Raw genomic sequence first — 18,463 nt, 5'->3', positions numbered from 1 at the left:
GAACATGGAATTTACGCAAAATACCGTGCAATGCGCCAGCCCGTCCGGCCTGCACCGGATGGCCTATACCGAGTGGGGCGCCCGCGACAATCCGCGCGTGCTGCTCTGCGTGCATGGCCTGACCCGCAATGCCCGCGACTTTGACGCACTGGCCCGGGCGATGGCCAGCCATTACCGGGTGATCTGCCCGGACGTCGTCGGTCGCGGCCAGAGCAGTCGGCTGCGCAACCCGGCGGGCTACGGCATTCCGCAATACGTCGGCGACATGGTGACACTGATCGCCCGACTCGGCGTCGATAGCGTGCATTGGGTCGGCACCTCGATGGGCGGACTGATCGGCATGGCGCTGGCCAGCCTGGAGAGCACGCCGATTCAAAAGTTGCTGCTCAACGACGTCGGGCCGCTGATTACCGTCGATGCCCTGCAGCGCATCGCCACCTATGTCGGCGCCGATCCAACCTGGGCCAGTTTCGACGAGGCGCTGGCCTACATCAAGCTGATCAGCGCGCCGTTCGGCAATCTCGATGAAACGCAGTGGCGCCATCTGACCGAGCACAGCATTGCCCAGCGCAGCGACGGGCGCTGGGGCTTTCGCTACGACCCGCTGATCGCGGCGCCGTTCAAGGCGGCTTTCGCCGATCAGGATGTCGATCTGTGGCCGCTCTACGAGCAGATCAAGTGCCCGACGCTGGTCCTGCGCGGCGCCGAATCCGATCTGTTGAGCCGGCCGACCTGGGAGGCGATGGGTTCCCGCGGTCCACGGGCCAAATTGGCCGAAATTCAAGGGGTCGGCCACGCGCCGATGTTCATGACTGACGAGCAGATTTCGATTGCTCGCGATTTTCTGTTGAGCGCATGAAACACATCACCGTAAATGGTTTGCGGCTTGAATACCGCGATTACCCGGCAGCCGGCGAAGGGCGGCCGACCCTGTTGCTACTGCACGAAGGCCTCGGCTGCGTCAGCATGTGGCGGCATTTCCCGGAAAAACTGGCAGCGGCCTCCGGTTGTCGGCTGATCGTCTGGTCACGGGCCGGTTACGGCGGCTCGCAACCGTGGCCGGAGGCGCGCACGCCGCGCTACATGCATCGTGAAGCAGAAGAGGCGCTGCCGGCGTTGCTCGACGCCTTGCATATCGAACGGCCGATCCTGATCGGCCACAGCGACGGCGGTAGCATCGCGCTGATCTTCGCCGGCGCCTTTCCCGAAGTGCCGCGCAGCATTGCCGTGCTGGCGCCGCACGAATTCGTCGAGGCAGAAACCCTGGCCGGTATCCGCGCCGCCCGCGACGTCTGGGCGACGACCGACATGCCGCACAAGCTGGGCCGCTATCACGCCGATGTCCAGCGGGTGTTCAGCGACTGGAACGATACCTGGCTGTCGCCGGCCTTCCGCGACTGGAACATCGAGGAGTATTTGCCAAAGATCCGTTGCCCGGTACTGGCGCTGCAGGGCGAGGACGACGAGTACGCGACGATGCGCCAGATTGAGACGATCGCCGAGCAGGTGCCGGGGACGGAACTGCGCAAGCTGGCGCAGTGCGGCCACTCGCCGCACAAGGATCAGGAGGCGGCGGTGTTGGCGGCGTTGGCCGCGTTCGTCGACCGGGTCAGCGGGTCCTGCCGGTAATAGCGTTTGAGCAGTTCGTAAACGGCCGGGTATTCCCCTGCAATGACCTCGGGGATCTCGAAAAAGCTCTCCGACAGCACGGCGAAAAACTCGGCCGGATCGTCGCTGCCGTAAGGGTCGATGATGGTTTCCTCGCCGTCGTCGACGCGCCGGCAGAAGTCGTCGTAGGCGGCGAGGAAAGTGGCCTGCCATTCTTCTTCGTCGAGGCCGGAGTGCAGGGCCGGCATGCCGTCGGCCTCGCCATTGAGCATGTCGAGCTTGTGGGCGAACTCGTGGATGACCACGTTGTAGCCGTCGCCGGCCTGCTGCACGTCGCGCCAGGAAACGATCAGCGGGCCGCCTTCCCAGGCTTCGCCGGAAAGCACGTCGTCGAATTCGTGAATGACGCCGTTTTCATCTTCGATGCGGCGGGCGACAACGAATTCGTCGGGATAGACGATGATGCCGACCCAGTCGCGGTAGGCGGCGAGGCCGAGATTCAGGATGGGCAGGCAGGCCTGGGCGGCGATCGCGACGCAGATCTCATCGCTCAGCGGCAGACCGCCGGCGGTGCTGAATTCCTTTTCGGCGAGAAAGCCTTCGGCCAGCGTTTTTAGTCTTTTTTGCTCGTCGACCGCCAGACTGGCCAGAAAAGGCAGTCCGGCCAGCGTTTTCGCCCACAGCGCCGGGTCGATTTGCGGCTGACGCTTGCTCTTGAACCAGTCGAACAGGCCCATCACTTCTTCATGGTCAGCCAGATGCCGGAGAAGATCAGGCCGATACCGAGGTAGTGGTACCAGAACGGAATTTCACCGAGAAAGATGGCCGAGAGCAGGGTGCCGAATACCGGCATCAGGTGGATGAACAGGCTGGCCTTGTTGGCGCCGACTTCGGCGACGCCGCGGTTGTAGAAGATGTAGCCGAGGAAGCTGGGAAAAATGCCGACGTAGGCCAGCGAGGCGAGCGAACCGAGGTGCACGTTGATCTGCCTGCCCTGGGCTATTTCCCAGGCATAGGCCGGGGCCAGCGCGGCGAGGCCGACGCCGGTCATCGCCGCCAGCATCAGCATCGGGTGCACGCCGGCCGGGCGCCAGGCGAGACCGACGGTGTAGATCGCCCAGACCAGCACGGCGAGCAGCATCCAGGCGTCGCCCCGGTTGAGGTTGAGGTGGGCGAGCACGTCGAGGTCGCCGCGGGCGACGATGGTCAGCGCGCCGAGCAGCGAAATGACGACGCCGATCGCCTGCGGGCGGCTCAGATGCTTGCCGAGAAAGGCCCAGGAGATGGCGATGGTGACGATCGGAATGAAGGAATTGAGCAGTACCGCATTGGTCGCCGAGGTGTGTTGCAGCGCCAGATAGGCGAAAGTGTTGTAGCCGCCGACGCCGATCAGGCCGAGGATCAGGATCGGTCGCCAGCCTTTTTTCAGCAGCGGCCACTGGCTTTTCAGGTGGGGCAGGGCGAGCGGCAGGACCAGCAGCAAGGCAATGGCCCAGCGCCAGAAGGCCAGGGTCAGCGGCGGCACGTCGGCCCGGATGCCCCGGCCGAGCACCATGTTGCCCGACCAGAAGAGGGCGGTCAGGGTCAGCAGCAGGTAGGGATTGGTCAGCAGTTTCGGCATGGTCGGCGGATTATGCCTGAAGCGGTGAGCGGCGCTTGTTGCGGTTTACCCGGAAAGCGCAGCCCGGCGAACAGCCTTATAATTACCCCCATGGTATCCGTCGTCCACTCCGTCGCCGCCCAGAGCGACTTCGATCAGTTTCTCGTCACCCTTGCCGAGGGTTTGACGCCTGCCGAGGCGGACAACCTGAAGCGGGCCGTCGAGTACGCCTGGGAATGTTACGGGGACAAGACCCTGGGCAGCGGCGAGCGCATCTGGTCGCACGCGCTGGGCATGGCGGTGATCATCGCCGGTCTCAAGCTCGATGCCGAATCGCGCGTCGCCGCCGTGCTCTTTGCCATTCCGTCGCATGACGAACACGGCATCGCCCGCATCGAGGAACGCTTCGGCAAGCCGGCGGCGCATCTGGTCAACGGCATTTCGCGCCTCAACAAGCTGCGCCCGATCACCAAGGGTTTCCTGGCCGCCAATGTCGAAGCCGGCGAGGCCAACCCGGCCGAAATGAAGGCGCAGATCGAAGTGCTGCGCAAGATGCTGCTCGCCATGGTCGAGGACATCCGTGTCGTGCTGCTGCGCCTGGCCAGCCGGACGCAGACCCTGCGCTTCTACGCTGCACAGCCGGACGAGTTGCGCGTTCAGGTCGCCCGCGAGACGCTGGAACTCTATTCGCCGCTGGCCAACCGGCTGGGCGTCTGGGAACTGAAGTGGGAACTGGAGGATCTGTCCTTCCGCTTCCTGCACCCGGACGTCTACAAAAAAATCGCCAAGATGCTCGACGAGAAGCGCAGCGAGCGCGAGCAGTTCATCACCGACGCAGTGAAGAATGTGCGCGAGGAACTGGAAGCGGCGGGCGTCAAAAAGGCCGAAATCTATGGTCGGCCGAAGCACATCTACAGCATCTGGAACAAGATGCGGAAGAAGGGCGTCGAGTTCTCCGAGGTGTACGACATCCGTGCCCTGCGCATCATCGTCGACGACCTGAAGGACTGCTACACCGCGCTCGGCATCGTGCACAACCTGTGGTCGCCGATTTCCAAAGAGTTCGACGACTACATCTCGAATCCCAAGGGCAACTATTACCGCTCGCTGCATACGGCGGTGCGCTGCCCGGACGGGCGCAGCCTGGAAATCCAGATCCGCACCTGGGAAATGCACCGCCATGCCGAACTCGGCGTTGCCGCCCACTGGCGCTACAAGGAGGGCAGCAAGCGCTCGCACGAGGACGACTACGACGAGAAGATCGCCTGGCTGCGCCAGCTGCTGACCTGGAAGGACGAAGTCGCCGACAGTTCGGACTGGATCAACCATTACAAGCAGGCGGCGCTCGACGAGACACTCTACGTCATCACGCCGCAGGGCAAGGTGGTCGATCTGCCGCAGGGTTCGACGCCGGTCGATTTCGCCTATCGCGTCCATACCGATCTCGGCCATCGCTGTCGCGGCGCCAAGGTCAATGGTCATCTGGTGCCGCTCAATACGCCGCTGGAAACCGGGCAGCAGGTCGAGATCGTCACCGCCAAGCTCGGTGGCCCGTCGCGCGACTGGCTGAATCCGGCGCTCGGCTACATCCATACCAAGAGCGCCCGGGTCAAGGTGCGCGGCTGGTTCTCCAACCTGGCGCTGGAAGAAACCCTGTCCGAAGGGCGCGGCATCGTCGGTAAGGAATTGCAGCGGGCTGGGCAGACCAGCGCCAATATCGACGAACTGGCCCACAAGCTCGGTTTCTCGCGGGCTGACGACCTTTACATTGCCGCCGCCCGCGGCGAAATGAACCAGCGCCAGTTTCAGGCGGTGGCACGCGGCGGCGACCTGCTGGCCGAAACCCAGCTACCGGATGCCGTGCAGACCAAGCCGAGCAAGCCGGTCGAAGGCAATCAGGGCATCCTGATCGTCGGTGTCGACAAGCTGCTGACCCAGTTGGCGCGTTGCTGCAAGCCGGCACCGCCGGACGAGATTCAGGGCTTCATCACGCGCGGCAAGGGCATCTCGATCCATCGCATGGATTGCCCGAATTTCGCCAACCTGGCGGCGCTGCACCCGGAGCGGGTCATCGAAACCGACTGGGGCGTGCAGACGACCGGCGTCTTCGCAACCGACATCGTGGTCGATGCGCATGACCGCCAGGGCTTGCTGCGCGATATTTCGGAAATCTTCACCCGCGAAAAACTCAATGTCGTCGGCGTCAATACGCAGTCCAAGCAAGGCAAGGCGCACATGAGCTTCACGGTCGAGATTACCAACCTGCAGCAGGTGACGCGGACCATGACGCTGATCCATGATGTCGAGGGCGTGGTCGGCGTCCGCCGCGCCTGATTTTTGTGACCGGGATAGTTCCGGCGGTCGACTGCCCAAAATGAGGAAAAACCGTGAAAGGTAATTTTGTCTCCGTCGCCCTGGTCGTCATCGGCGCCCTGGCGCTGGCCGTCAACCTTGAATGGCTGGAATTCGACCTCGTCGCGCTGTTGCGCAAATGGTGGCCGCTGGCCCTGATCGGGCTGGGCCTGGCTCTTTTCCTGACGCCGGACGGCGCCGCCCCGAAACGCGACTGAGCCTCCTGTTTGGCTCAGTGCTGCAGCGTTTCGATCAGCACGAACAGGCGGTGGTAGAAGCCGGCGTCGCTGATCGTTTCCTCGCCGACCTTGACCAGCGAGCCTTTGTCGGTCGGCCAGGGGACCGAGATCGAGCCGATGCCGGTGACACTGAGGCCGGTACTGCTGCCGCTCGATTTCAGTTCGTAGCGCGTCTGCAGGGCGTTGGCATATACCGTCGAGTCCTTGCCGGTCGGCACGCAGACCAGCGTGATGCGGAGCTGGACCTGCAACTCGGCCTGCGGCTGGAAAAATTTCGAGCCGCGAATATTGAGCGGCGACGAGGCATCCACTTCATAGCCCTGGCTGAGCAGGGCGCGCTTGCCGTTCTCGCAGAGCAGCAGGGGCGGCAATTCGCTGTGGAACTGGAAAGGGGTGTCCGCTTCGAAGGATTCGGCCCGGTAGGCCGGGGCCGGCGAGGAACTGCAGGCGCCCAGTGCGATGCTCAGGGCCAGGCCGGAAAGAAGCGGGTTGTACTGCGGTCGAAACATGCGGCTGCTGCTGTCTGTAATTGCCGAGGCGAAATATCTTACCGCATGGCTGTGTCACTGCCGTTAAATGTAGCTGAATCACGAGGTTCTATTTTTGGCGATACTGGAAGCGAATGCAAAGCAGGCAGATAATCGACACTGAGCCGGACCGTGCGTCAATGTTCCTTTCCCAATGCCCGGCGCGCCATGCGCCAAATGAGTCATTGTGACCTTCGACAACCAGATTCCATCCTCATCCAAAAGACTGGCGCTGACCGCCTGCCTGTTGCTGCTGCTGGTGGTCGTCTTCGCCATTTATATCCGGGCCGAAAAGGACATCGACCGCGCCAACGAGCAGCGCCATCTTTCGCTACGACTGGCGCATGAATTGCGCCAGTCGTCCGACGACCTGACGCGGATGGCGCGGACCTACGTGCTGACCGGCGATCCGGCCTACAAGAAGCATTACCAGAGCATCCTCGATATCCGTGACGGTCGGCAAGCGCGGCCGGCGCAATACGAGGACATCTACTGGGATCTGGTTTTCCCTGGCCAGGCGCCGCCGCGCCCGGCCAGCGGGCAGTACGTTCCGCTGCTCGAACTGATGCGCCAGGCCGGTTTTGCCGAGGCCGAATTTCTCAAACTGGCCGAGTCGAAGCGAAATTCCGACCGCCTGACGAGTACTGAATTCACCGCCATGGCGATGGCCGAATCAACGGCGACCGATGCCGAGTCGAGCCGCGAGCAGGCCCGCCAAATGCTACATGATGCGCCTTACCATCAGGCCAAGGCCGGCATCATGCTGCCGCTCTACGAGTTCAACCGGCTGGTCAACCGGCGCACCGAAGCCGCCGTCCGGGCGGCGGAATCGCGGGCCAGCATGTTGCGGATCATCTTCATCCTGCTCGGCGGCGGCGCTCTTTTTGTGCTTTGGCGCAGCTACGCCGCATCGCGCCAGATGCTTGGCGGATCGGTCGATGAAGTGCACGCGCAGATCGTTCGCCTCGGGCAGGGCGATTTCTCGGCGACCAGCCGGCCGGCGGGCAGCAAGGACAGCGTGATCGGCTGGCTGGCTGAAACGCGGCAACGGCTGAGCGATGCCGACGCCGCCCGCCGGGTGGCCGAAGGCGAACTGGCCCAGCGTGGCCATGAGGTGCTGCTGCATAACCGGATTCTCCAGGAAATCAGCCAGGGCCTGCCGCTGAGCGAGGTGCTGGAGCATCTGACCCGGCATGTCGAGGAACTGCACCCGGGCATGCTCTGTTCCATCCTGCTGCTCGACGAGGATGGCCGACACCTGCGCCACGGTGCGGCGCCCAGCCTGCCCGAGGCCTATAACCGGGCGATCGACGGTGCGGTGATCGGTGAGGCGGTTGGCTCCTGCGGGACGGCGGCCTATCTTGGCGAACGGGTCATCGTCGAGGATATCCAGGTCCACCCGTATTGGCAGGATTATCGCGAACTGGCCCGCCTGGCCGACGTGGGCGCCTGCTGGTCGCAGCCCTTCAAGGACCGCGACGGGCGGGTGCTCGGCACCTTCGCCATTTATCACCGGCATCCGAGCCAGCCCTCGGCCACCGAGATTTCACTGATCGAGGACTATGCCAGCCTGGCCCGCATTGCCGTCGAGCGGGCCCGGACGGAAGCGGCGCTGCACCGCAGCCAGGAGCTTTACCGGCTGATTACCGAAAACAGCAACGACGTCATCTGGCTGATGGACCTGCCCAGCCTGCAATTCACCTACATCAGCCCGTCCGTTTATCGTCTGCGCGGCTGGACCGCCGAGGAAATCATGGCCCAGCCGCTGGCCGCGGCGATGACCCCGGAGTCGGCCCAGCGGGTGCAGGACGCCCTGGCGGCCAGCCTGGCCGGTCTGGTCGGTGGCGACCAGGGCAGCCGCTTCGCGCTGACCGAAATCGATCAGCCGTGCAAGGATGGGCACATCATTTCGACCGAGGTGGTGACCACCATCCTGCTCGATGCTGCCGGTCAGCCGCGGCAGATCCTCGGCATCACGCGCGACATCAGCGAGCGCAAGCAGAACGAGGCGGAGCTCGAACAGCATCGCCATCATCTGGAAAAAATGGTCGAAGAGCGCACGGCGGCGCTGATGATCGCCAAGGAGGCGGCCGAGGCGGCGAACCGGGCAAAGAGCACTTTCCTGGCCAACATGAGCCATGAACTGCGGACGCCGATGAACGCCATCATGGGGATGACCGAACTGGCCCTGCGGCGGGCGACCGACCCCAAGCAGGAAGCCCAGTTGAGCAAAGTGGCGCTGGCGTCGCAACATTTGCTGGCGGTGATCAACGACATCCTCGATATTTCAAAGATCGAGGCCGGGCGGCTCCAGCTGGAAATCATTCCCTTCAAGCTGGGCAGTGTGCTGGAAAATCTGGGCAGCATGATCAATCAGAAGGCCCACGACAAAGGCCTGGCCTTGCGCACCGAGATAGCACCGGAACTGGCCGGCCTGGCACTGCAGGGCGACCCGCTACGGATCGGCCAGATCCTGCTCAACCTGACCGGTAATGCGCTTAAATTCACCGAGCAGGGCGGCATCACGATCCGCATCACGCTGGCCGAACAATCGGCGAATGACGTGTTGGTGCATTTCGAGGTTCAGGACACCGGCATCGGTATTGCTCGCGACGACCAGCAGCGCCTGTTTGCCGCCTTCGAACAGGCCGATGGTTCGCTGACCCGGCGTTATGGCGGCACTGGTCTTGGCCTGGCGATCAGTAAGCGGATGGCCGCGATGATGGGCGGCAGCATCGGCGTCGACAGCCAGCCCGGGGTGGGCAGCCGTTTCTGGTTTACCGCCCGCCTGGTGCGCAGCCAGCCACTGCCGGTGGTGGTGGCGCAGGCCCCGACCCATGGTGCCGATGCGCAATTGCAGGCCGCCTATGCCGGCCGACGCATTCTGCTGGTCGAGGACGAGCCGATCAATCAGGAAGTGTCGCGGGAATTGCTGCAGGCGGTCGGCCTGCAGGTCGATCTGGCGGAGGATGGCGAGCAGGCGGTGGCCCTGGTTGCCGAGCACGATTACGACCTGATACTGATGGACATGCAGATGCCGAAAATGAACGGCATCGATGCGACGCGGGCGATTAGGGCCTTGCCCGGGCGGGGGCAGATTCCAATCCTGGCGCTGACCGCCAATGCCTTCGACGAGGATCGCCAGCGTTGCCTGGCGGCGGGCATGAATGACCACATCGGCAAGCCGGTCGATCCGGCCGCCTTGTTCGCCACCTTGCTCAAGTGGCTGGCCCGGGGCGGCTGAGCGGCTACGCTGCCAGCCAAAGAAAATGCGGCGTTGCCGCCGCATTTTTGCCTTTTTCAGCCGTCGACCGCAGGCCTGGCCGGTTTAGCCGCCGCCCAGCGTCAGCATCAGTTCGCCCTGCGCATTGTGCGGCTTGGCGCGGCTTGAGCGACGGCGCTGGTAGACGCCCTGGCTGTTCATGTCCCAGCCTTGCTGGTTATCGGCCAGGTAGAACTTGAGGCCTTCGGTGATGACCCGTTTCTTCAGTTTCGGGTCGAGGATCGGGAAGGCCAGTTCGATGCGCTTGAAGAAATTGCGCTCCATCCAGTCGGCGCTGGACAGATAGACGTTTTCCTTGCCGCCGGCGTAGAAGTAGAAGATCCGGTGGTGTTCGAGGAAGCGGCCGATAATCGAGCGGACGCGAATTTTTTCGGACAGGCCGGGGACGCCCGGGCGCAGCATGCAGACGCCGCGCACGAGGAGTTCGATATCGACGCCGGCCTGCGAGGCTTCGTAGAGCGCGTTGATGACCTCCGGTTCGACCAGCGAGTTCATCTTGGCGACGATGCGCCCCTTGCCGCCGGCGCGGGCTGCCGCTGCCTCGGCCTGGATGCCGGCAACGACATTGGGCTGCAGCGTGAACGGGGCCTGCCAGAGGTGCTTCAGGGTCCGTGCCTGACCCAGCCCGGTCAGTTGCTTGAAAACTTCGCTGACGTCGCGGGTCACTTCGTCGTTCGCCGTCATCAGGCCAAAGTCGGAATAGAGGCGGGCGGTGCGCGGGTGATAGTTGCCGGTGCCGAGGTGGGCGTAGCGCTTGAGGCCGCCTTCCTCGCGGCGGACGATGAGCAGCGCCTTGGCGTGTGTCTTGTAGCCGACGACGCCGTATACGACATGGGCGCCGACCTCTTCCAGCTTGGTCGCCCAGCTGATGTTGGCTTCTTCGTCGAAGCGCGCCATCAGTTCGACGACGACGGTGACTTCCTTGCCGTTCTGCGCGGCGCGGATCAGCGACTGCATCAGCACCGAGTCGGTCCCGGTACGATAGACCGTCATCTTGATGGCGACGACATTGGGATCGCTGGCCGCCTGGTTGAGCAGTTCGATGACCGGTGCGAACGACTGGTAGGGGTGATGGAGCAGGATGTCGGCGCGGCGGATGCTCTCGAAGATGTTGGCGCCCTTGCCGACCGCCTTGGGCAGGCCGGGCGTGAATGGAGGAAATTTCATGTCCGGGCGGTCCACCCAGTCCGGCACTTGCATCAGGCGAACCAGGTTGACCGGGCCGTGCACGCGATAGAGATCGGCTGCCTTGAGGCCGAACTGGGCGAGCAGGAATTCGGTCATCGCCGGTGAGCAGTTGTCGGCCACTTCGAGACGCACGGCATCGCCGAAATGGCGGTGCGGCAGCTCGCCCTGCAGCTTGGTGCGCAGGTTGGTGACTTCTTCTTCATCGACGAAGAGGTCGGAATTGCGCGTCGCGCGGAACTGGTAGCAGCCGAGCACGGTCATGCCGGTGAACAGTTCGCCGACGAATTCATGCAGGATCGAGGACAGGAAGACGAAGCCGTGGGCGCAGCCGGCCAGTTCTTCCGGCAACTGGATGACGCGCGGCAGGACGCGCGGCGCCTGGACGATGGCGGCGTTGGAACTGCGCCCGAAGGCATCCTTGCCTTCCAGTTCGACGGCGAAATTCAGGCTCTTGTTGAGCACTTTCGGGAAGGGGTGCGACGGGTCGAGCCCGATCGGCGTCAGCACCGGCACCATTTCGCGGATGAAGTAATTGCGGATCCACTCGCGCTGCCCCTCGTTCCACGTCGACCGGCGCAGGAAGCGGATGCCCTGCTCGGACAGCGCCGGCAAAATGACGTCGTTGAGGTGCAGGTATTGCTCGGTGACGATGGCGTGGGCTTCGGCCGAAACCAGCCGGAAGGCTTCCTGGGCCGTCTTGCCGTCGGTGGTGGTGATCCGGGTATTGGCCTTGACCTGCTCCTTCAGCCCGGCCATCCGGATCTCGAAAAATTCGTCCATGTTGCTCGAAACGATGCACAGGAAGCGCAGGCGCTCCAGCAGCGGCACCCGTTCGTCCTGTGCCTGGGCCAGCACGCGGCGGTTGAAGGCGAGCAGGCCGAGTTCGCGGTTCAGGTAGTTTTCGGTCGGGAAGCGTGGGGTCAGGTAAGTGTGGTTCATCGCGCGCAGTCCATGTGTTGTCTCAAGTATATTCCCCAAGCCCATCATTTTGTTGCATAAATGTTTCAGTTAAATGACAGCGAGGCATTCCGGGATGGCGCTGAACAAAGGCCGGCGGTCGACGGTCGAAAAAGGCCATTTTTCAAGCCGCTGCCTTATAGTCTGCAGTTCAATTTCGCCAAAGGAAAAACCATGTTTAACGGAATCCTGATCAACAAGGACGAGGCCGGCTACCGCGCCAGCCTGCAACAGATCGACGAAGCGCAATTGCCGGAAGGCGATGTCACCGTTCGCGTCGACTGGTCTACGCTCAATTACAAGGACGGCCTGGCCATCACCGGCAAGTCGCCGGTCGTCCGCCGCTTCCCGATGGTGCCCGGTATCGACTTCGCCGGTATCGTGACGGCGAGCAGCCATGCCGGCTGGCAGGTCGGCGACAAGGTCATCCTCAACGGTTGGGGTGTCGGCGAAACGCATTGGGGCGGTTTGGCCCAGGTCGCCCGCGTTCGCGGCGACTGGCTGGTGCCGCAGCCGAAGGCCTTCAGCGCCCGGCAGGCGATGGCGATCGGCACCGCCGGTTATACCGCGATGCTCTGCGTGCTGGCCCTGGAAAAGCACGGCATCAAGCCGGCCGACGGTGAAATCCTGGTCACCGGCGCCAACGGCGGTGTCGGCAGCGTCGCCATCGCGCTGCTCGCCAAGCTCGGCTACACGGTCGTCGCCTCGACCGGCCGCGCTGCCGAAGAAGCACACCTGAAGGCGCTCGGTGCCAGCGCCATCATCGACCGCAACGAACTCTCCGCCCCCGGCAAGCCGATCGGCAAGGAACGCTGGGCCGGCGTCGTCGATGCGGTCGGCAGCCACACCCTGGCCAATGCCTGCGCCACCACCAAGTACCGGGGTGCCGTCGCCGCCTGCGGCCTGGCCCAGGGCATGGATTTCCCGGCCAGCGTCGCCCCCTTCATCCTGCGCGGCGTGACGCTCTACGGCATCGATAGCGTGATGGCGCCGCTGGCCGTCCGCCTCGAAGCCTGGGAACGTCTCGGTCGTGATCTGGAAATTGCCAAACTCGATGCGATCACCCGCGAAATCGGCTTGGCCGAGGCGTTGACCGTCGGCGCCGAGCTGCTCGAAGGCAAGGTGCGCGGTCGGGTCGTCGTCGACGTCAATCGTTAGAGAGCCGACGCCCTTTCGCTGAAGGGAGAGCCGTCATCCCCGCGTCCCACGGGGACTTCCTTTGATCGTAGGCGGGGATCCAGAGCGCGACTGGACTGGATTCCCGCCTTCGCGGGAATGACTGCGGAGTTTTCAGTCGCGGGTGCCGTTCCGGTCGAGTTCGCCGGCCGGGCCGAGGGCGGTGAGCAGGGTGCCGAGCTTGGCTTCGGTTTCGGCTAGTTCCTGCTGCGGGTCGGAGCCGGCGACGATGCCGGCGCCGGCCTGCAGTTCGGCCTGTCGGCCATTGAGCAGGGCGCAGCGCAGGGCGACCGAAAGTTCGCCGTCGCCGGCTGCCGTGAAAATTCCGAAACCGCCGCTGTACCAGCCATTGCGCTGCTCGCCGTGGGCCGCCAGCCAATCCTGGGCAAGCCCGCTCGGGTAGCCGCCGACGGCCGGCGTCGGGTGCAGGGCGCGGACCAGATCGAACAGCGTCGTGCCGCTTGCGACCCGGCCGCAGATCCGGCTGCGCAGGTGGGTCAGGTGGCCGGCCGGATGTTCGGTGGCCGGGCTGGCCTGCGGCGGCGCGGCGCAGAGTGGGGCGAGGGCATCGACCACGGCTTGCACGACCAGCGACTGTTCGTGCTGGTTTTTCTGTTCGGCCAGCGATAGCGAGCCGGACCAGGCGGTGCCGGCCAGCGCATCGGCTTCGGCCAAACCGTTATCGAGCCGGACCAGGCGCTCCGGCGTCGCCCCGAGAAAACACAGTTCGCCCTGGCCATGGGCGTAGAGCAGGCTGTCCGGCTGCTGTTCGGCCAGTTGGCCGAGGATCAGCGCCGGCGAGAAGGGGCCGGCCGCTTCGACCCGGCGACTGCGGCTGAGCACCAGCTTGTCGAGCTTGCCGCCGGCAATGTCGCGCAGCGCCGCGTTGACACGGGCGGTCCACGCCCGCTCGGTCAGCGCCTGCGGGGCGGCCGGCAGCAGCAGGGTGTGGCTGGGCCGGGCCGGCTGGGCGAGCAGTTGCCGCCATTCATCGGCCGCCTGGGCAATGCGCCCGGCCGGCACGGTGAGCACGGCGCGGCATCGGCCGCCAAGGTTTTCGAGCAGGATGGCCGGCACGGCGAGCAGCGCGTTGGGCAGCGGATTTTGGTTCGCCGCATCGAAGGCGAAGCCGGCGAAAGCGAGCGGTGGTGGCTCTCCGGCGGTATGGCGCCAGTCGCTGCACAGGCCGCTGAAAGCGTTGTCGAGGGCGGCGAACCGGTTGCCGCCGCTGCTGCTGACCTGCAGGGCATGGCCGATGCCGAGCCGGAATTCGCCGCGCTGCGGCCGGGCGCGATACCAGAAAGGAGCTTTGGCCGGCAACTGGTGCAGCCAGTCGCTATCCAGCTTGCCGAGGTCCAATGTCAGGCTGACCGGGGCGGCGGCCGGGGCGCCGGCGGCCAGTTGCCGGAGCCGGTCGGGCAGGTCGGCGGCGGCGAGTTGTTGGCGCAGGCGGTCGATCATGCCGCAGCCTCGGCGGCGATCCGGCGCAGTGTGGTCCGTTCCAGCTTGCCGGACGGGTTGCGCGGTAGACGGTCGAGAAAGACCATTTTTCGCGGCAGCGCGGCTGATGGCAAGTGCAGGCGGGCATGTGCCAGCAAGGCCTCGGCCGAGACCGCACCGACCACCAGCGCGACGATCCGGTCGCCCCACAGCGGGTCGGGGAGACCGGTGACGGCAACATCGCTGACCCCGGGAAAGGCGGCCAGGCAGGCTTCGACATCGAGCGGATGGACATTGCGACCACCGCTGATCAGCATGTCGTCGGCGCGGCCGATGACAGTCAGCCGGCCTTCGTCATCGAGATGGCCGAGGTCGCCGGTAGTCAGCCAGCCGTCGGCATCGGGGCCGCCACCGTTGAGGTAGCCGAGCATGACCTGTGGTCCGCGCAGGCGGATACGGCCGTCGCTGGTGATGCCGATTTCGCTGCCCGCAAGCGCCCGCCCGACCTGACCCTGCTGCCACGGCCCGTCGGCCGGTTGCCAGCTGGCGATCTGCGCCGCCGTCTCGCTCATGCCGTAGCTCGGCGTCAGCGGCCAGCCGGCAGCCGTCGCCCGCGCGTACAGGGTTTGTGACAGCGCGGCACCGCCGATCAGGACGTGGCGCAAGGTGGCGGGGGGGCGGGCGCCGCTGTCGAGCAACAAGGCGAGCATGGACGGAACCAGCGACAGGTGGCTGACCGGGTAGCGCGCCAGATCGGCGGCGACCTGCTCGGCGGCAAAGCCTTCGTGGAGCAGGACGCCGGCCGCGGCCCGGGTGCAGCGCCAGAGGATGGACTGGCCGCCGATATGGTAGAGCGGCAGGCAGTTCAGCCAGAGATCGCCGGGGCCGAGCGGCAGGCGCTGGTTGGAGGCGGCGGCGGCGGCATCAAGATTGGCGGCGCTCAACAGGACGGCGCGCGGCCGGCCTTCGCTGCCGCTGGTCGAAATGATCAGCGCGGTGGCGGCGGGCAGGGCCGTAGTCGGCGGGTTGTCGCGAGGGCTGCGGTCGACCGGCCAGAAAGGACGATTTTGCAGGCTGGCGGCACAGGCCAGTCTGGCCAGTTGGCGGCTGCTGCCGGTGGCACGGAGCGGCTGGCCGGTATGCTGCTGGTCGGCGGCGAGGGCTGTGCAGTTGGCCAGCCAGGCGGCGAAAGACCAGTGCTGGTCGCCAGCGATCAGCGCCGTGGCTTCCGGCGTCTGGCTGGCCGCATGGCGAAGGTGGTCGGCGAGCGTGGCGGCAGTCTTCATAAGCGGCTGATTATAGGTTGCGCCCAGGGCGCTTCAGGTGAGGTAGATCAAGAAATTTCCGGGCTGGGGGGCAAACCAGCAGCAGATTTAACATTGTCATTTCGTCCGCCTCGCTATGATCAACGAAAAGCCTCTGTCACAATGCTTTTCGCGCTGATCGTGGCGAGTGCCGCGTGGTGTGTTCTGCCATTTGTCGTAATGCTTAAAGTGGTAAAAACATTCATTTGTGGTAATTTTGACAGCGATTTTAGCGACCTTCTTTTTCCACCGGCCTGGCTGCAGGGCATCGATCAGGTAGACGCATGAAAAGAATAATCACGATGCCGGCGAGCGGCGATGCACTGGGCAAGGGCAGCCCGAGCCTGGTCGTGCGCGGGAGATTCTGACCGCGCCCCATGCTTTGCCGGCAACTGCTCCTCCTGCTGCGTTTCCCGGTCGCCTTCGCCCTGCTGGCGCTGGCCGGGGTACCGAGCTTTGGCCAGGCGACGTCGGAGGCGCAGTTGAAGGCGGCCTATCTGGTCAATTTCCTGAAGTATGTCGAGTGGCCGGGCAGCCATCCGACGCTGACCATTTGCCTGTTCGGCCGCGACAGCCTCGGCCCCTATCTGGCCAGCTACGAAGGGCGGCAGGTCGCCGGTCGCGAACTGCGCGTGCGCCGGGTGAGCAACGCCGAGCAATTGGCCGACTGCCAGGAACTGTTCGTCCCGGAAAACGAAGAGGCACGTTTCGCCGCAGTGCTGCACTGGGCCGACAAGTTGCCTATCCTGACCGTCAGCGATGACGAAGGTTTTCTTCGGGATGGCGGGGCGATCGCGCTGATCCGTGGTGAGGGGCGCCTGCAATTCGATATCAACACCGATGCCGTCAATCGCGCCGGGCTCAAGGCCAGTTCGCCGATGTTGCGACTGGCCCGCCAGGTGAGCGGAGGATCACGATGAAACAGAACCAGCCGATCCGCCGCAAGCTGGCGCAGATCCTGGCCATTTCGGTCGGCGTCAGCCTGCTGCTGGTGTTTGTGCTGTTTGCCTGGCGCCAGGTTGAGCACCGGCGCGAAGGCAAGCTGACCGAATTGCAGTCGATGGCCGAGGTGATTGCCTTCAACGCCTCGGCGGTGGTCGAGTTTCAGGACACCCCCGGGGCCGAGCGGCTGTTCAGCACCCTGGCCAGCCACCCCGACATTGTCGCCGCGCGCCTGCTCGGCGGCGAGAGCGGCTTCAGCTTCAGCCACGACCGGCCGGGCGCGGTCCTGCCGCTCCAGGTCCGCGAGGGGGAGCGCCTGCACCGGAATCTGTTCAGGGTGGCCGACTTTTCCCACGTCACGGTCAGCGTTCCCATCCAGTTGCACGATGCCGTGATCGGTTCGGTGGCCTTGACGGCCAGTCTCGACAGCGTCTGGCGCGAGGTTCTCCGGGATTCGGCGCTGTTCCTGTTCGCCGCCCTGATTGCCTTTGCCGTCGCCTTGCTGATTGCCGGCAAATTGCAGCAGGGCATTTTGGCCGCTCTGGCGGCGTTGACCGCAACCGCCCGCAAGGTGGCCGAATCGAAGGACTTTTCGCAGCGCGCGACGCGCCTGGCCGATGACGAAATCGGTCAACTGGCCGATGCCTTCAACCTGATGCTGGGCGAGGTGGCCGAGCGCGACCGAGAGCTGGAAAAGCATCGCTTGCATCTCGAAGAAATGGTCGAGGCACGAACGCAGGAGCTGCGCCTGGCCAAGGAGGCAGCCGAGGGAGCGAATCGCGCCAAGAGCCAGTTCCTGGCCAACATGAGCCACGAAATCCGGACCCCGATGAATGGCATCATCGGCGTCGCCGACCTGCTGGCGGCCGGCCAGCTGACTGCCCGGCAGCGCAGCCAGTTGGCGACCCTGAACACCTCGGCCGACACCTTGCTGCACCTGCTCAACGACATTCTCGATTTTTCGCGGATCGAGGCCGGTGCCCTGCAAATGGAATGCCTGCCGTTCAATGTGCGCGAGGTTGTCGAACAGGTCGTCGCCGTCTTTGCCCAGGCCGCCCGCAAAAAAGGGCTGAGCCTGTGGTTCGAGGTGGGCGGCGACGTGCCCGGCTACATCTTCGGCGATGTGCACCGGCTGCGCCAGGTGCTGTCCAATCTGGTCAGCAACGCCATCAAATTTACCGAAAGCGGCAGCATTGCCATCAGCTGCCGCTTGGCCGACAAGTCGCTGCCGGCGCTGCAATTTGCCATCCGCGACAGCGGCATCGGCATTCAGCCGAAGGCGCTCGAGGAAATATTCTCGCCCTTCAGGCAGGCCGATAACAGCATGAGCCGCCGTTTCGGCGGCACCGGCCTCGGCCTGGCCATTGTCCGCGACCTGGTCGGCCTGATGGGCGGACGGGTCAGCGCGCAGAGCACGGTCGGCGAAGGCTCCACCTTCATCATTGATCTGCCGGTCGACATCGCCCAGTCGTCGCGCAAGCTGCCGAGCTGGTTGCCGATGCTGCGCAACTGTTACGTGCTGATCGCCGCCCCAGCCGGGCCGCGCTGCGACAGCTGGCTGGCCATGCTGCGTTGGGTCGGCCTGGAGGCCGAACGGGTGTCGGGCCGTGACGAGGTCATCCAGGCGATCGCCCAATGCATGCCGGATGCTTTGCTGGTGGCCCAGGGCGATCCCTTCGTGACCGCCCTGACCGATGCCTCGGGCGACTTCGAGCCGCCGATCCTGTTCGTCCGCGATTTTGCCGGCGAGGGCAGCCAGCCGGCCCGGCGCCCGGCCTGGGCCAGGGGCGAATTGCGCGAGCCGTTCAGCGACCTGATGCTGTGGCGGGAGTTGGCCGTTCTCTGGG

The 18,463-nt window shown here is 64.8% G+C and carries 15 protein-coding genes; 9 read left to right on the top strand and 6 right to left on the bottom strand.

Annotation, left to right across the window (positions count from 1 at the left end):
- The first annotated feature begins 4 nt into the window (after positions 1-4).
- Both AT959_RS18420 and AT959_RS18415 read left to right on the top strand, forming a co-directional pair.
- Positions 5-859 carry an alpha/beta fold hydrolase gene (locus tag AT959_RS18420; RefSeq protein WP_066886552.1) on the top strand — a complete coding sequence of 285 codons (855 nt, stop codon included), beginning with the start codon at positions 5-7 and terminating at the stop codon, positions 857-859.
- The gene (locus AT959_RS18415; protein WP_066886549.1) at positions 856-1,629 is read left to right on the top strand and encodes an alpha/beta fold hydrolase; all 774 of its coding nucleotides are present in this window, start codon (positions 856-858) and stop codon (positions 1,627-1,629) included. Before AT959_RS18420 ends, AT959_RS18415 begins: the two co-directional genes overlap by 4 nt.
- Here the strand turns inward: AT959_RS18415 and AT959_RS18410 are convergent.
- Entirely contained in the window at positions 1,563-2,345 is a 783-nt protein-coding gene (locus AT959_RS18410) for a M90 family metallopeptidase (protein WP_066886546.1), read from the bottom strand. The two genes, AT959_RS18415 and AT959_RS18410, sit on opposite strands and share 67 nt — an antisense overlap.
- A complete protein-coding gene (locus AT959_RS18405; protein WP_066886543.1) occupies positions 2,345-3,229 on the bottom strand; it encodes a DMT family transporter in 885 nt (294 codons plus the stop codon). The genes AT959_RS18410 and AT959_RS18405 overlap by 1 nt, the downstream gene beginning before the upstream one ends.
- Before the next feature lie 90 nt (positions 3,230-3,319).
- Here AT959_RS18405 and AT959_RS18400 point away from each other — a divergent pair, with 90 nt between their 5' ends.
- Both AT959_RS18400 and AT959_RS18395 read left to right on the top strand, forming a co-directional pair.
- The gene (locus AT959_RS18400) at positions 3,320-5,542 is read left to right on the top strand and encodes a RelA/SpoT family protein (protein ID WP_066886540.1); all 2,223 of its coding nucleotides are present in this window, start codon (positions 3,320-3,322) and stop codon (positions 5,540-5,542) included.
- A 53-nt stretch (positions 5,543-5,595) separates the two neighbouring features.
- Positions 5,596-5,778: a LiaI-LiaF-like domain-containing protein gene (locus AT959_RS18395; RefSeq protein ID WP_066886537.1), complete on the top strand. Its 183-nt coding sequence runs from the start codon at positions 5,596-5,598 to the stop codon at positions 5,776-5,778.
- A 14-nt stretch (positions 5,779-5,792) separates the two neighbouring features.
- On the opposite strand, the gene AT959_RS18390 is transcribed toward AT959_RS18395, so the two are convergent.
- A complete protein-coding gene (locus AT959_RS18390; protein WP_066886535.1) occupies positions 5,793-6,308 on the bottom strand; it encodes a DUF2242 domain-containing protein in 516 nt (171 codons plus the stop codon).
- Between the two features lie 205 nt (positions 6,309-6,513).
- On the opposite strand from AT959_RS18390, the gene AT959_RS18385 reads away from it, so the two are divergent.
- Positions 6,514-9,570: a response regulator gene (locus tag AT959_RS18385; protein ID WP_066886534.1), complete on the top strand. Its 3,057-nt coding sequence runs from the start codon at positions 6,514-6,516 to the stop codon at positions 9,568-9,570.
- A gap of 84 nt (positions 9,571-9,654) precedes the next feature.
- Here AT959_RS18385 and ppk1 read toward each other — a convergent pair whose 3' ends face one another.
- Positions 9,655-11,736, bottom strand: coding sequence for a polyphosphate kinase 1 (gene ppk1, locus AT959_RS18380; protein ID WP_066886532.1), 2,082 nt, complete (start codon positions 11,734-11,736; stop codon positions 9,655-9,657).
- A gap of 192 nt (positions 11,737-11,928) precedes the next feature.
- On the opposite strand from ppk1, the gene acuI reads away from it, so the two are divergent.
- Positions 11,929-12,912 carry an acrylyl-CoA reductase (NADPH) gene (acuI, locus tag AT959_RS18375; protein WP_066886528.1) on the top strand — a complete coding sequence of 328 codons (984 nt, stop codon included), beginning with the start codon at positions 11,929-11,931 and terminating at the stop codon, positions 12,910-12,912.
- Positions 12,913-13,044: 132 nt separating this feature from the next.
- Here acuI and AT959_RS18370 read toward each other — a convergent pair whose 3' ends face one another.
- Positions 13,045-14,391 (bottom strand): isochorismate synthase, encoded by a 1,347-nt coding sequence (locus AT959_RS18370; RefSeq protein WP_066886525.1) that lies wholly within the window; start codon positions 14,389-14,391, stop codon positions 13,045-13,047.
- Positions 14,388-15,656, bottom strand: coding sequence for a class I adenylate-forming enzyme family protein (locus tag AT959_RS18365; protein ID WP_066886523.1), 1,269 nt, complete (start codon positions 15,654-15,656; stop codon positions 14,388-14,390). The genes AT959_RS18370 and AT959_RS18365 overlap by 4 nt, the downstream gene beginning before the upstream one ends.
- On the opposite strand from AT959_RS18365, the gene AT959_RS21295 reads away from it, so the two are divergent.
- From AT959_RS21295 to AT959_RS18355, 3 genes are all read left to right on the top strand, one after another.
- Positions 15,618-15,962 carry a hypothetical protein gene (locus AT959_RS21295; RefSeq protein WP_157651357.1) on the top strand — a complete coding sequence of 115 codons (345 nt, stop codon included), beginning with the start codon at positions 15,618-15,620 and terminating at the stop codon, positions 15,960-15,962. The two genes, AT959_RS18365 and AT959_RS21295, sit on opposite strands and share 39 nt — an antisense overlap.
- Before the next feature lie 89 nt (positions 15,963-16,051).
- Complete coding sequence (locus AT959_RS18360) at positions 16,052-16,594, top strand: YfiR family protein (RefSeq protein WP_066886520.1); 543 nt, start codon at positions 16,052-16,054, stop codon at positions 16,592-16,594.
- Positions 16,591-18,463, top strand: a 1,873-nt coding sequence (locus AT959_RS18355; protein WP_157651356.1) for an ATP-binding protein, incomplete at its 3' end; no start/stop codon positions are given. The genes AT959_RS18360 and AT959_RS18355, both read left to right, overlap by 4 nt.

The organism is Dechloromonas denitrificans (genome assembly GCF_001551835.1).
Classification (GTDB): Bacteria; Pseudomonadota; Gammaproteobacteria; order Burkholderiales; family Rhodocyclaceae; genus Azonexus; species Azonexus denitrificans.
The sequence above is the reverse complement of the archived record's forward strand: the minus strand, read 5'-3'. Positions and strand labels throughout refer to the sequence as shown.